Source organism: Marinobacter sp., from assembly GCF_052091845.1.
GTDB lineage: Bacteria > Pseudomonadota > Gammaproteobacteria > Pseudomonadales > Oleiphilaceae > Marinobacter.
This window is the reverse complement of sequence record NZ_JBQDCO010000033.1, coordinates 31,333-44,454: the sequence shown is the minus strand read 5'-3', so window position 1 is coordinate 44,454 and position 13,122 is coordinate 31,333. Positions and strand designations below refer to the sequence as shown.

At 53.4% G+C, this 13,122-nt stretch carries 14 protein-coding genes and 1 pseudogene; 10 read left to right on the top strand and 5 right to left on the bottom strand.

Annotated features, from left to right (window positions below; all coding sequences use genetic code 11):
* The first annotated feature begins 132 nt into the window (after positions 1-132).
* The 7 genes and pseudogenes from thiB to ACTHYN_RS11590 all read left to right on the top strand — a co-directional run bounded on the left by thiB (position 133) and on the right by ACTHYN_RS11590 (position 7,038).
* A complete protein-coding gene (thiB, locus tag ACTHYN_RS11620; RefSeq protein WP_441812613.1) occupies positions 133-1,140 on the top strand; it encodes a thiamine ABC transporter substrate binding subunit in 1,008 nt (335 codons plus the stop codon).
* On the top strand, positions 1,116-2,846 hold the full coding sequence (gene thiP, locus ACTHYN_RS11615) for a thiamine/thiamine pyrophosphate ABC transporter permease (RefSeq protein ID WP_441812612.1): 1,731 nt from the start codon (positions 1,116-1,118) through the stop codon (positions 2,844-2,846). Before thiB ends, thiP begins: the two co-directional genes overlap by 25 nt.
* Entirely contained in the window at positions 2,839-3,453 is a 615-nt protein-coding gene (locus ACTHYN_RS11610; protein ID WP_441812611.1) for a thiamine ABC transporter ATP-binding protein, read from the top strand. Before thiP ends, ACTHYN_RS11610 begins: the two co-directional genes overlap by 8 nt.
* Before the next feature lie 422 nt (positions 3,454-3,875).
* A pseudogene (locus tag ACTHYN_RS11605) lies at positions 3,876-4,639 on the top strand (MlaE family ABC transporter permease).
* A 3-nt stretch (positions 4,640-4,642) separates the two neighbouring features.
* On the top strand, positions 4,643-5,470 hold the full coding sequence (locus tag ACTHYN_RS11600) for an ABC transporter ATP-binding protein (protein ID WP_441812610.1): 828 nt from the start codon (positions 4,643-4,645) through the stop codon (positions 5,468-5,470).
* 6 nt (positions 5,471-5,476) lie between these two features.
* Positions 5,477-6,415, top strand: a complete 939-nt coding sequence (locus ACTHYN_RS11595) for an MlaD family protein (protein ID WP_441812609.1) — start codon at positions 5,477-5,479, stop codon at positions 6,413-6,415.
* On the top strand, positions 6,412-7,038 hold the full coding sequence (locus ACTHYN_RS11590; protein WP_441812608.1) for an ABC-type transport auxiliary lipoprotein family protein: 627 nt from the start codon (positions 6,412-6,414) through the stop codon (positions 7,036-7,038). Before ACTHYN_RS11595 ends, ACTHYN_RS11590 begins: the two co-directional genes overlap by 4 nt.
* Here ACTHYN_RS11590 and pgsA read toward each other — a convergent pair.
* The 4 genes from pgsA to ACTHYN_RS11570 all read right to left on the bottom strand — a co-directional run bounded on the left by pgsA (position 7,035) and on the right by ACTHYN_RS11570 (position 10,447).
* Entirely contained in the window at positions 7,035-7,586 is a 552-nt protein-coding gene (pgsA, locus tag ACTHYN_RS11585; protein ID WP_441812607.1) for a CDP-diacylglycerol--glycerol-3-phosphate 3-phosphatidyltransferase, read from the bottom strand. The genes ACTHYN_RS11590 and pgsA overlap by 4 nt on opposite strands.
* Positions 7,587-7,590: 4 nt before the next feature.
* Complete coding sequence (gene uvrC, locus ACTHYN_RS11580) at positions 7,591-9,456, bottom strand: excinuclease ABC subunit UvrC (RefSeq protein WP_441812606.1); 1,866 nt, start codon at positions 9,454-9,456, stop codon at positions 7,591-7,593.
* Positions 9,440-10,099 carry a UvrY/SirA/GacA family response regulator transcription factor gene (uvrY, locus tag ACTHYN_RS11575; protein ID WP_441812605.1) on the bottom strand — a complete coding sequence of 220 codons (660 nt, stop codon included), beginning with the start codon at positions 10,097-10,099 and terminating at the stop codon, positions 9,440-9,442. The genes uvrC and uvrY overlap by 17 nt, the downstream gene beginning before the upstream one ends.
* Before the next feature lie 96 nt (positions 10,100-10,195).
* Entirely contained in the window at positions 10,196-10,447 is a 252-nt protein-coding gene (locus ACTHYN_RS11570; protein WP_441812604.1) for a hypothetical protein, read from the bottom strand.
* A gap of 120 nt (positions 10,448-10,567) precedes the next feature.
* On the opposite strand from ACTHYN_RS11570, the gene ACTHYN_RS11565 reads away from it, so the two are divergent.
* Positions 10,568-11,272, top strand: coding sequence for an AzlC family ABC transporter permease (locus ACTHYN_RS11565; RefSeq protein ID WP_441812603.1), 705 nt, complete (start codon positions 10,568-10,570; stop codon positions 11,270-11,272).
* Positions 11,265-11,615: a branched-chain amino acid transporter permease gene (locus ACTHYN_RS11560; RefSeq protein ID WP_441812602.1), complete on the top strand. Its 351-nt coding sequence runs from the start codon at positions 11,265-11,267 to the stop codon at positions 11,613-11,615. The genes ACTHYN_RS11565 and ACTHYN_RS11560 overlap by 8 nt, the downstream gene beginning before the upstream one ends.
* A 9-nt stretch (positions 11,616-11,624) precedes the next feature.
* Here the strand turns inward: ACTHYN_RS11560 and ACTHYN_RS11555 are convergent, their stop codons facing one another.
* Positions 11,625-12,032 (bottom strand): DUF1330 domain-containing protein, encoded by a 408-nt coding sequence (locus ACTHYN_RS11555; RefSeq protein ID WP_441812601.1) that lies wholly within the window; start codon positions 12,030-12,032, stop codon positions 11,625-11,627.
* A 129-nt stretch (positions 12,033-12,161) separates the two neighbouring features.
* Between ACTHYN_RS11555 and ACTHYN_RS11550 the strand changes: the two genes are divergently transcribed.
* Positions 12,162-13,109, top strand: coding sequence for an AEC family transporter (locus tag ACTHYN_RS11550; RefSeq protein ID WP_441812600.1), 948 nt, complete (start codon positions 12,162-12,164; stop codon positions 13,107-13,109).
* The last annotated feature ends 13 nt before the right edge of the window (positions 13,110-13,122 follow it).

The following is a 13,122-nucleotide window of genomic DNA, read 5'->3' as shown; positions in this document are numbered from 1 at the left end:
GCTGAGACCATACCCGCGGAACCTGATCCGGATTATACCGGCGAAGGGATTGAGCACTCGCCCACTCAGGTGGGGCCCGCGGCACGGTTACCTCTGAATAGCTTTTTGATTTTTTGATGAGGGTACACCACCATGCTTAAAAGGGCATTTTCGCTTCTCTTGCTCGCCTTCCTCTCTGTGACTGCACTCGCTGCTCAGAAGGCCTCAACCCTGACCATTTATACTCACCCGTCTTTTGCAGCCGAATGGGGGCCGGGGCCCGCCGTCAAAGAAGCATTCGAGCAAACCTGTGATTGCAAAGTTAACTATGTGGTGTTGAACAGCGGCGGCGACATTCTTCAGCGTCTGCGCCTTGAAGGCGAAAGCACACGGGCCGACCTAGTGCTGGGGTTGGACACCGCCACCATGGAGACAACACGACAAACCGGCCTGCTGGCGGAACATGAAACCGACTTGTCTGCCCTGGATTTACCAATAGACTGGAAAGACCCGGTGTTTGTACCTTACGACTGGGGTTACTTCGCGTTTGTTTACGATACCGAACAACTGTCCGAGCCGCCGCAGAGCCTGGATGCGCTTATTTCTGCCCCGGACGATCTAAAGATCATTATTCAGGACCCCAGAACCAGCACCCCCGGCCTCGGCTTGCTGCTATGGATGCGCCATGTATACGGCGATCAGGCTCCGCAAAAATGGCAACAGCTTAAGGGTAAAATCCTCACCACAACCAAAAGCTGGAGCGATGGCTACTTTTCGCTGTTCATGAATGGCGAGGCTCCGCTGATACTTTCCTACAGCACATCCCCGGCTTATCACATGGCGGTGGATAACACCGATCAATACCAGGCGGTTGAATTCAAGGAAGGCCACTACCTTCAGGTTGAAGTTGCCGCTTTGGTGAAATCATCCGATAAGAAGAAACTTGGCCGGGCGTTTCTCGATTTCATGCTCAGTGCCGATTTTCAGCGGCACATTCCTCTCAAAAACGTGATGTACCCGGCAACAGATTTGGGCGACGAGTTGCCAGCTGTGTTCGACAAGCTGATCCAACCCTCAGAAGCACTTTACTTTGATCCGAAAACCGTAAGCGAGCACCGCCGTGCATGGCTGAATGAATGGCTCGAAGCCATGACGCGCTAAACACAGACAATATGTACACTGTATCAGGTTCCGATCGACACCCTGCCCCGTTTAGTCACCCAGGCTGGCGATTCTGGCCCGGCCTGGCCATTGCTGGCGCATTGATCACGCTGGCATTGGCCGGGCTGGGCGCATTGGTTTGGGAGACATCACTGCCAAGTGTGAGCGAACTGTGGCAAAGCCGTTATTTGCGCACGGTTGTTACCTTTACTGTGTGGCAGGCGTTTTTATCAGTGGTACTCAGCCTGCTTGTTGCGGTTCCTATCGCCCGAATTCTAGCCAGACAACCCTCTTTCCCCGGCCGTTCTGCGCTGCTTCGTTTAATGGAGCTAAGCCTTGTACTCCCTTCAATTGTGGCAGTGTCTGGTCTGGTTAGTGTCTACGGACGCCAAGGCTGGTTCACGAGCGTGGCTAACGACTGGCTGGGCGTATCCTGGAACCTGTATGGCATTAACGGCATTGTCTTGGCTCACGTGTTTTTCAATGCGCCTTTGGCTGCGCGTATCCTGTTACAAGCAATTGAAAGTGCGCCTGCATCCCAGCGACGAGTGGCTGCGCAGTTAGGGCTGGGCCGCCGGTGGTATTGGCGAGCAGTGGAGTGGCCAGCAGTAAGGCCTGTTATGCCGGGTCTGGCGGCTCTGGTATTCACCCTGTGCTTTACCAGTTTTGCCATTGTGATGACCCTCGGCGGCGGGCCAGCGGCCACCACTATTGAAGTTGCTATCTACCAATCATTAAGATTTGAGTTTGATGCCGGTCAGGCCGCTCTGCTGGCCATGGTTCAACTGCTTATTTGCGGGTTGCTCTGGTGGTTGGCCGCCCGCCACGGGCTTACCGCGTCACTACTCCCAGACAGGCAAGTTGCCTCACACCGAAGCAAAGCTGGCAGCTCTCTCAAGACACGCATCGCAGATAGCGCCCTACTCGGATGCTTCGTGCTGTTTTTGATTATGCCCCTGGCCGCTATTCTCCTTAAAGGTTTGCCAGGCATAGGCCTCGCCTTTTTTCCGGAAGGCAGTTTTTCGGTCAACCCGGCCTTACTCGATGCCACCTTGAGAAGCCTTTCCATCGCCCTGCCTGCAGGGCTGATCTCCGTGAGCGCTGCGTTGTTGATTCTGGCTTGCGGTTCAACAAGTTCAAGGCCAGCGTTGTCCCGGCTTACTGATGTAGCTGCCTATCTGCCGTTAATGGTGCCGCCCCTGGTTTTAGGCACCGGTTTGTTCCTGTTGTTCAGGCCAAGCCTCGGCAGTTCCAGTCAGGGCCTGGTCCTGGTGACCATCATTAATGCCATGATGGCGCTGCCTTTTGTACTGCAAATGCTCAGAGGGCCAATGGGGAACCTGGATTCATCCAGCCGTTATCAGGCCGACCAGCTTGGCGTGCTGGGCTGGTATCGCTGGCGCTGGCTACATTGGCCCAGATTGCGCCGACCTCTGGCCCTGGCCATGGCCTATGGCACAGGCCTGTCAATGGGCGACTTCGGTGTGATCGCCCTGTTCGGAACCCCGGGCCAGCCCACCCTGCCCGTTCTGCTTTACCAGCAACTGGGCAGTTATCGCATGGATGCCGCCGCGGCAACCGGATTGTGGTTGGTGCTTTTGTTACTCACGCTATTCAGCGTGTTTAACCGGCTGGGCATACCTGAGCGCAAATCCGGACGAAATGCTCACTCGCAACGCGTAGCCACGGAGCCGACGCATGCTTGACGTAAAAAACCTGGTGTTCGCTTATCCCAATCAAAGCGTACCCTGGAACTTTAACTTTACCGTGGAGCCTGGCCAGTGCATCGCCATCCATGGGGCCAGTGGCTCTGGAAAATCAACGCTGATGAATCTGTTGGCAGGTTTTCTTGACCCGCAATCTGGCGACATTCTGTGGCAAAATAAAAGCGTTCGCAGCCACGCTCCCTGGCAGCGGCCCATGACCAGCGTGTTTCAAGAGCACAACCTGTTCGAGCACCTGAGCGTTGAGACAAATATTGGCCTGGGTATTCACCCCGGGCTGAAGCTTACCCAGGAAAACCGGCAGGCTATTGAGCGCGGCCTGCAAAGAGTTGGGCTGGGAGGCTTTGAAAAACGATTGCCAGGTGACCTGTCCGGCGGCCAGCGGCAGCGTGTTGCATTGCTGCGAGCCTTGCTACGCAAACAATCCGTGTTGCTTCTGGATGAACCGTTAACGGGGCTGGACAGCGAAGCCCGGGGCCTTATCAGGCAACTGCTACTTGAACAAAAAGCCCATGGAACCCTCATAGTGTTAGCCAGCCACGACGAGGAAGATCGCCGGATACTGGCAGATAGCGTTTTTAGTCTCTAAGCTAGTGAGCTAACCAACCAACTTTTGGATTTCTGACACCCGTGTCTCGTGCCAGCTCCCCAGAAAATCAGAAAACGTCCCAAGTCTACCTTCAGAACGGCACTCTGGTTATCCGGGGCGATTGGACTCTCAGCGATTACCAGACACTTAAACAGCTGGTTGAAGAGTGCCCGGACCAGCGTTGGAAATCTGAGCATATTGATCTTAAGGAACTCGGGCGAGTTGATACAGCGGGGGCCTCTCTTCTTGCTACCTTGCTGGGGCCGGAGGTGCTCAGCAAGCTGGCAAAACAGGACACTACCCTGCCCCGGGAACAAGGCGCACTCCTGCAGGCCGTGGCTGATGCCCTGCATCAGAGGCCAGCATCCGAGCCTAAGAACTTTGGCCCCGTTCGGCAGTTCCTGACACAGACAGGCCAAACCATGGAGGGCATCTGGCACCTGCTCTATCAGTTAGCAGGTTTTGCTGGCCAGATTCTCGCGACACTGTTTACAATTTTACCGAGATTTAATCGGTGGCGGGTCACACCGTTTGTAGCGGCCATTCAGGACACCGGGCTCAACGCCCTCCCCATAGTCGCGCTGCTGACATTTCTCGTAGGTGCGGTTGTAGCCTTTCTTGGCGCCACAGTCCTGAGTGATTTCGGCGCCACCATTTACACAGTCAACCTGGTGGCTTTTCGTTTTTGCGTGAGTTTGGGGTTCTGCTCGCAGCCATTTTACTTGCAGGTCGCACTGCCAGTGCATTCACGGCGCAGATTGGCGCCATGAAAGTAAACGAAGAATTGGATGCCATTCGCACACTGGGCCTGGATCCGGTTGAACTATTGGTGATTCCACGGGTTTTAGCCATGATGGTTAGCCTGCCGATTCTTACATTTGTCGGGATGCTGGCGGGTTTAATTGGTGGTGGTATGGTCTGCGCGATAGCCCTGGATATTTCACCGGCCCAGTTTATGGCGATAGTGGAGCGGGATATTGCTCTAAAGCACTTTCTTGTCGGTATGTCGAAAGCACCGATCTTTGCCTTTCTCATTGCTGCCATAGGTTGTATGGAAGGATTCAAGGTAGGCGGCAGTGCGCAATCAGTGGGCGTGCATACAACGTCCAGCGTGGTCCAATCCATATTTATGGTTATTCTCCTGGACGCCTTTGCCGCACTCTTCTTTATGGAAATGGGCTGGTAAACCATGGCGCACACTGGCACTCAAACATTTAATAGCCAACCACGGGCCATTATAAAAGTCCGCAACCTGTGCAATCGTTTTGGTACCCATGTGGTTCACAAGGACTTGGACCTTAACCTGTTCAGAGGCGAAATTTTGGGGGTTGTCGGTGGCTCCGGTACCGGCAAATCGGTGTTGCTCAGAAGCATTGTTGGACTGAACAGACCTTCAGAGGGGCGCATTCAGGTTTTTGGGAAAGACCTGGAGGAGTTAAGCACCAAAGAGCGATCAGAAACAGAGCAACGATTTGGCGTTCTGTTTCAGCAGGGCGCCCTGTTTTCCTCGCTGAACTTACTACAGAACATTTCTCTGCCATTGATTGAGCATTGCAGGCTGTCCCGATCCGACGCAGAAGAACTTGCCCGCATGAAATTGGCACTGACCGGGCTGCCTGCTAACTCTGCCCTTAAGTACCCGTCGGAACTCTCCGGTGGTATGGTCAAACGAGCGGCATTGGCACGATCTCTGGCAATGGATCCCGAAATCCTGTTTCTGGACGAACCCACTGCCGGCCTCGACCCAATTGGTGCTGCCGCGTTTGATAAACTGATCGTTACCCTACGCAATGCTTTGGGGTTAACGGTGTTTCTGGTCACCCATGATTTAGATACCCTCTATACAACCTGCGACCGAGTAGCCGTGCTTTCTCAGAAGAAGGTTTTAGTGGCAGACAGGATTCAAAAGGTGGCCACAACAGACGATTCGTGGATTCAGGACTATTTTCAGGGCCCCCGCGGGCGGGCAGCCAGTTACGCATTCCAGGCTCAGCAACAGAGCCGGCAACAAGAGTAAGAGACTATGGAACCGAAAGCACACCACGTGATCATCGGGCTGTTTACGCTGATTTCAGTGGTGGCCGCCTTGTTGTTTACCATGTGGCTGGCCAAGTCTTCAGCTGATCGCGAATGGGCCTATTATGAAATCGTGTTTGATCATGCGGTAAGTGGGCTCTCAAAAGGTAACCCAGTGCTCTACACCGGTATTAAGGTTGGCGATGTGCTGGATCTTCAGCTGGTTTCAGACAACCCGGGCCATGTGCGTGTTCTGGTGCGTGTAGAACAAGGCGTGCCTGTGCGGGAAGATACTCGTGCGGGGCTGGTATTGGCCAACATTACCGGCAGCATGAGCATTCAGTTCAGCGGCGGCAGCAAAGACAGCCCGATACTGGAAGGCACTATGGATAAGCCCGCACGCATAACCGCTGAACCCTCGGCGTTTAAAAGCCTGCTGACGAACGGTGAAGCGCTGCTAACAAAGGCAGAAACCCTGCTTACCCGAGCGAACAACGTACTTTCTGAAAAGAACACGGAAAACCTGACGGTAATTCTCGATAATGCCAGAGAAGCTAGTGACTCTCTATTGGGCAGCCGTGACCAGATAATGGCACTACTCCAACGCATGGACGAGGCCGGCCAACGCGCTGCCGAAGCGGCAGGTAAGGTCTCTGAAGTGTCGGACAACGCTAATGCTCTGTTAGAAAACGAAGGGAAAGCGGTGCTAACCAGTATGAGTGCCGCAATGCAAACGGCTCAGCAGGCTGTTTCCCGTATGGATAACTTAACCCGTGAAAACCAGGGCGCCATAGATTCCGGGCTTCAGGGTATGGGCGAATTAGCCCCGGCCCTGAGAGAATTGCGCAGCACCCTCCGAAACCTGAACCAGTTTACACGCCGTCTGGAAGAAGACCCCACCGGTACCATCTGGGGTGGCCCCAGCATTAAGGAGGTAACCCAGTGAACAACACTGCTGTAAAGACAATCAGGGCAGCGAGCACTGCACTGCTGATTTCCGGCATCATGACGGGCTGTACGGTTTTCCCAACCCCGGAAGCCCCCAGGGTGATGGACTTCCCGGTGCCCCAGGGGGTGCAAAAAAGCTCGGTTAGCCGGCCCCAAAGCCTTCGAGTCGATACTCCTTTCGCATCTGAGCCGTTTAACAGCACGAGAATACTTGCAAAGCCCGAGCCTTGGGAATTTCAGGTTTACGGTGGGGTTCGATGGCGTGATACGGTGCCGGTTATCCTGCGCGATATGTTGGTAGGCGCCTTCAGGGCCAACGCAAACTTCCGGGATGTCACCATGGATACCGGCCCTGGCAACACAGGCCTCAGCCTGGCGACTGAAATTACGGCCTTCCATACGGTCAACCAAGGCGCCAACACCAGGGCAACTATTGCCATTTACGGGCAACTGATCGATACCCGCTCGAGAAAAACCCTGTGTTCAGAGCGTTTCATTGTGTCTACGCCTGCCGAAGATACAAGCATAGATGCAGTGGTTCAGGCGTTCGGGGGCGCCGGCAAAAGGCTCGCAGGAGAAGTTATAACCTGGGCAAACGCGTGTGAAATGAACCAGAATTAGTCTTTTTTCGGGAACAAATCCGGCCACGCAGCTTTTAAGTAAAGCCCCATGGACCAAAGCGTTAACATCGCTGCGATATATAACAGACCTACGGCAATCCCTGAAAGGAGTTGTCCGGGAGGAAACGCCAGCAAACCTACAATAGACGCCATCTGCGCCGTGGTTTTAATCTTGCCAATGTAGGACACAGCAACACTGGCGCGGCTGCCGATTTCTGCCATCCATTCCCGCAACGCGGAGATGACAATTTCCCGACCAATTATCACCGTTGCCGGTATGGTAAGCAGAAGCGTGGAATACTCCTGAATCAACAACGCCAGCGCCACCGCTACCATCAATTTGTCAGCAACCGGGTCTAAAAAAGCGCCGAAAGGCGTGCTTTGATCAAGCTTGCGGGCAAGATAGCCGTCTAGCCAATCTGTGGCCGCCGCTATGGCAAAAATCGCCGCACTCGCCATATAACTCCACTGCACGGGGAGATAAAACACCACCACAAAAACCGGAATCATGAGGATGCGGGAAAGTGTGAGCAGGTTGGGTAAATTCATACTGTTATGACTCATCGTGCAGTGCTGCGTATATGTTTTCAGCCAGTGATTTACTAATGCCCTGAACTTTAGTCATTTCATCGACACTGGCTTTGCGTAGTTCCTGTATGCCGCCAAAATAGCGGATAAGCTCTCGGCGGCGTTTTGGGCCAACCCCTTCTATGCCTTCCAGGGTAGACTGGCGGCGTTTTTTGTCCCGCCCTGCGCGGTGCCCGGTAATAGCAAAACGGTGTGACTCATCCCTAATGTGCTGAATCAGGTGCAGTGCCGGTGAATCGGCAGGTACCCGGAATACGTCACCGGTCATGGCGTCAATCAGTTGCTCCATGCCTGCACGCCGGGTTACACCTTTGGCTACGCCGATCAGGGGGATATCAGACACACCAAGTTCATCAAACACTTCCCGGGCAATGTTCAACTGGCCTTTACCGCCGTCAATAAATACAAGATCCGGGCGTTTGCCCTCGCCAGCAACCATGCGGCGATAACGACGAGTCAACACCTGGCGCATGGCATCGTAATCGTCTCCGGCTTTCACCCCTTCGATGTTATACAGCCGGTAATCACTTTTCAGCGGCCCATTCTCATCGAAAACGACACAGGATGCGACGGTATTTTCACCATGGCTGTGACTGATATCAAAACACTCCATGCGCGACGGAGTTTCCGCAAGCTCCAACATATCCCTTAAAGCCAACAAGCGCCGATAAACGGTTTCCTTGCTGGCCAGGTGTGTGAGCAAGGTTTGCCGGGCGTTAGTCATGGCCAATTCCAGCCAGCGCCGACGCTCGCCCCGCACATTTCCTCGTATGCGTGTCTCGCGGCCTGCAGCATCGGAAAGAGCCTGAGCGAGCACAACCTGCCCTTCAATATCCACCGGCACCAGCACATCCCGCGGTATTTCGCGGCGGGTATTACCGCCAAAATAATACTGGCCCAGAAAGGCGCTAAGCAGTTCACCCTCTGATTGCTCGAGGGAATAACGGGGAAAATAATCCTTGGTTCCCAGCACCCTGCCGCCCCGCACAATAATAACCACAATGCACACAACACCGGCATCCTGCGCAATGGCGATCACATCGGCATCACCGCCCTCACCGTCTACTGATTGCTGCTCCTGCACATGGCGCAGATGATTGATCTGATCGCGGTAGGCAGCTGCTTTTTCAAACTCGAGATTTCGGGAGGCCTCTTCCATGGCATCCATAAGGTTTCGAATGATAACCGGGTTTTTGCCTTCCAGAAAAAGACTGGCGTGGCGAACATCCTGTTGATAATCTTCGGGCGAAATATACCCCACACAAGGCGCTGTGCAACGGTTGATCTGATACTGCAAACACGGGCGAGATCGATTACTAAAATAGCTGTCGCTACAAGATCTTATGCGAAATACCTTTTGTAAAACATTAAGGCTTTCCTTGACTGCGCCCGAGCTTGGAAACGGTCCGTACCAGGTTCCCCCACCCTTTTTTGTGCGCCCCCGCCTGAAGGTCAGCGAAGGATACTCATGATGGGAAGACACATAAATATAAGGATAAGACTTATCATCCCGTAACAGGATGTTATAGGGCGGGCGCAGAGATTTGATCAGGTTCTGTTCAAGCAGCAGCGCTTCAGTCTCGCTGCCAGTAATGGTTACTTCAATAGAAGCAATTTTTGCCACCAGGGCTTCCGTCTTCGGGGCCAACCCTGTCTTGCGAAAATAGCTGCTGACTCGTTTTTTTAGATTACCGGCCTTTCCCACATACAAAATGGAACCGGCGTCGTCGTACATACGATAAACGCCAGGTCGTTCCGTAAGCTGCTTCAGGAAATGTTTACTATCGAATGTTCTGCTGCTTTCGCTCGCGGAATCAGACTGGGTGGGCATCGAGTAAACCGTACCGTACAGCCATCAGGGCCAGCTCAACATCACTGGAAATTTCCAGTTTTTCGAAAATGCGGTAGCGATAGCTATTAACGGTTTTTGGGCTCAGGCAGAGTCTGTCTGAAATATCCTGCACTTTCTGGCAATCCACCACCATCATAGCTATCTGCATCTCACGCTCAGACAAGCTATCAAATAGCGATGACTCGCCCTCTTCGTATTTATCGCCGCTCAATTGCTTTAATGCCATTTTTTGCGCGATTTCAGGGCTGATATGTCTTTGCCCTGCGTGTGCCATACGAATGGCACGAACCATTTCACGGATATCTGCGCCTTTGGTGATGTAGGCGGTGGCTCCGCTTTGCATAACCCGAGCGGGATACGGATCATCTGCGCATGCGGTAACCACGATCACACGGATCGTGTCGTCAATTCTCAGTATTCGTCGAGTAGCTTCCAGGCCGCCAATGCCAGGCATCCGGATATCCATCAATACAATATCCGGGCGCAGTTTGCGCACAAACTCTATAGAGCCTTCACCGGAAGAAGCCTGACCGATCACATCAATATCCGGGTCATCCGCGAGCATACGGGTTATCCCCGAGCGAACCAGCTCATGATCATCTACAACCAATACCCTGATCAAAATCCACCTCGCACCCCGCTTTAAAAATCAGCGTGATTGTACCTCGTACAAACGTCCCCGGGTAGATGCAAATCAAAACGCTGAGAGGTTAACCAATTATTTCGGCACTCCAAGCCCGGCTGTATTCTCTACCGGATCAAACCAAACCACCAGATCGCCCTGCCTGACAGCGTCCATAATACGGCTTAGCTCAGCGAGAGGGCTTTCGGTATCGTTCAGCCCATGATAACGGGTGCAGTATTCTTCTGCCAAACCTGTGAGTTGATCGTCCGTTAGCAATTCTTTGCTTACAATGAACTTTTCCTCCCGGGGATCCGGTTGCGCCTGCTGCGCCATTTCGTCGTTCATGCCATCTCCTTTTAAAAGTCTCATCTTAGGTAATATGCCTGCTAACGAGAACCCTCGCTCACTTTCAAAATGCCGAATGATTCTCTATTATCCTCCATTTCAAGAAACGTTTGGATGCTAATGAACCCGTTGGTTTTTCGACTCACACTTCCGATTCTTTTCGGCTATCTCCCGCTCGGCATGGCCTTTGGCGTGTTATTTACCACCCAACTGGACTACGCATGGTGGGCTGCGCCGCTAATGGGTGTGTTAATTTATGCGGGGGCTGGCCAAATATTAGCCGTGAGCCTTCTCGCCGCAAGCGCTGGCTTGCTGGAAGTATTTATTGCCATGTTTGTGCTCAACGCACGCCACCTTTTTTACGGCCTTTCCTTGCTGGGGCAATTCCGGGGTGCTGGCTGGCGCAAGCTCTATCTGATTTTCGGGCTGACCGACGAGACGTATTCATTACTGACCAGCCGGCCTCGATCCCAAGACAAAACTCACGAGATGGATGTAGATTTCCGGATTACAGCGTTTAATCAGGTTTACTGGGTGATTGGTTGCACTCTGGGTGCGCTACTCGGACGTAACGTAGCGTTCGACAGCACAGGCATTGAATTTGCCCTTGTCGCCTTGTTCATCGTGCTAACCATCGAACAACTCAAAGCCCTGGGAGACGCCTTTCCAGTTTGGGCAGGTGCCGCTGCGGCAGGCATTGCCATGCTATTACTGCCTTCAGCTCACCAACTGATCGGCGCCATCGCCATTGTTACTGCCGTGCTTTTACTGCAATACCGGCATCTACGGGCTAAAGACCCTGTGGAGGCCAGCGACCATGCATGAGACAGGTTATCTGGTTGCGTTCATTGCCGTTGCTACGGCCGCCACCTTTGCAACCAGAGTTATCCCGTTCCTGTTTTTTGAGCGCCACACTGAACACCCTCTTGTGCAACACTTGGGGCGCTATCTGCCAGCCGCGGTCATGGCTCTGCTGGCGACCGTGTATTTGCAGCGTTCAGGGGATTGGTCAGCGCAAGCGCCCGGGCTTGACGCGGCTATGGCGGGCGCACTTGTAGTCATCATTCATCTGTGGCGGCGCAATGCCCTGCTCTCTATTGCCACTGGTACAGGAGCCTACATGTTGATACGCCAAACCGGGGTACTAAACACGGGGCTTTTTGGTTAAGGTTTTGCCTCAGCCGGCCTTGGGCTCCACATTAGCAACCAGTCTTGAATCGCTCAGGGCAGCGGTACGGTGTTTCACCACATCTTTATATTCCGAGCTTTCGATCATCGCCAAAAATGCGCCTATTGATGGGTAACGCACCAGCAGTACCTGGTCCCAGGACTCATCTGGCGGCGCAATGAGCGAGCCGACACTTCGGCCAGACCAGATAACCTCGGCACCTACAGCACTCACGCTGGCCGCCGCTTCCCGCATATAAAGCTTATAAGCCTCACGCCCACTCAGCTGTGGTATTTCACCGTCATAACTGGCCTTGTCCCGAAATCGCAACAAATTGAGCATCACTACCGGGTGGTCTTTCGGGGTGTCTGCCAAAACCTGCTTCAGCTGCTCAGGCGTCGGGTTTACGGTGCTCATGATGGCCTCTTGGTGCAGTATATTCTGCTTTACTATAGCCTAATTTATGTAACAAAAGGTAAATGATTCCATTACCTTTTAGTCAGACCTATTATAACGCCCTCACTTCTTTGCTAACGGCCACCCTGAATGGATTTGTTTACCCTGTTCCAACAAACACTGGAAACCACACTGCCAGTTTTCGCCATGGTCTTTATTGGACTTGGGCTACGGAAAATCGGCTGGATTGACGATATGTTCGTTCATACGGCTTCGGCGCTGGTTTTCAAAGCAACACTGCCAACCCTGGTTTTTCTCAGCATTATAAAAGCCGATCTCAGCACTTCCCTGAACCCTGGGCTGTTGATTTTTTATCTTTTTGCCACGCTGGCCAGCTTCGCCCTCGCTTGGCTGTGGGCCCGCTGGCGAGTCGCCCATGAGGACAGGGGTGTGTACGTACAAGGGGCCTTTCGGGGCAACTGCGGCATTGTGGGGCTGGCATTAGCAGCAAATCTTTATGGAGACTTCGGGCTTTCGGCAGGCAGTGTTCTGCTGGGGGTGGTTATCTTGTCTTACAATGCTCTTTCGGTGATTGTGCTCGCGGCGTACCAGTCAGGGCAATCTCCAGAATGGCGCAGTATTCTTCGGGATATCCTGCGCAACCCATTGATCCTCTCTGTATTCGCAGCTATTCCGGTCGCCTGGCTTAACCTGAAACTACCGGAGTGGATACTAACCAGCGGAGATTACTTCGCTTCCCTCACCTTGCCTCTGGCACTGCTGTGCATTGGTGCAACAGTCTCGTTCCGTGCCCTGCGCACCGACAGTTCAACCGCATTCAGTTCTGCGCTAATGAAGATGGTGGTATTGCCAGTACTTTGCACAGGCGCCGCTTGGGTAGCTGGCTTTACTGGAGCCGAACTTGGTCTGCTGTTCCTGTTTTTCGCAAGCCCGACCGCAGCAGCCAGTTTTGTAATGGCCAAAGCACTCGGCGGAAACGACAGGCTGGCAGCGAACATCATTGCGATAACCACTCTGATGGCCAGTGTCACCATAACGCTCGGGGTCTTTATATTGAAAAGCGCAGGCGTTATCTAGACCTCGCCACCGC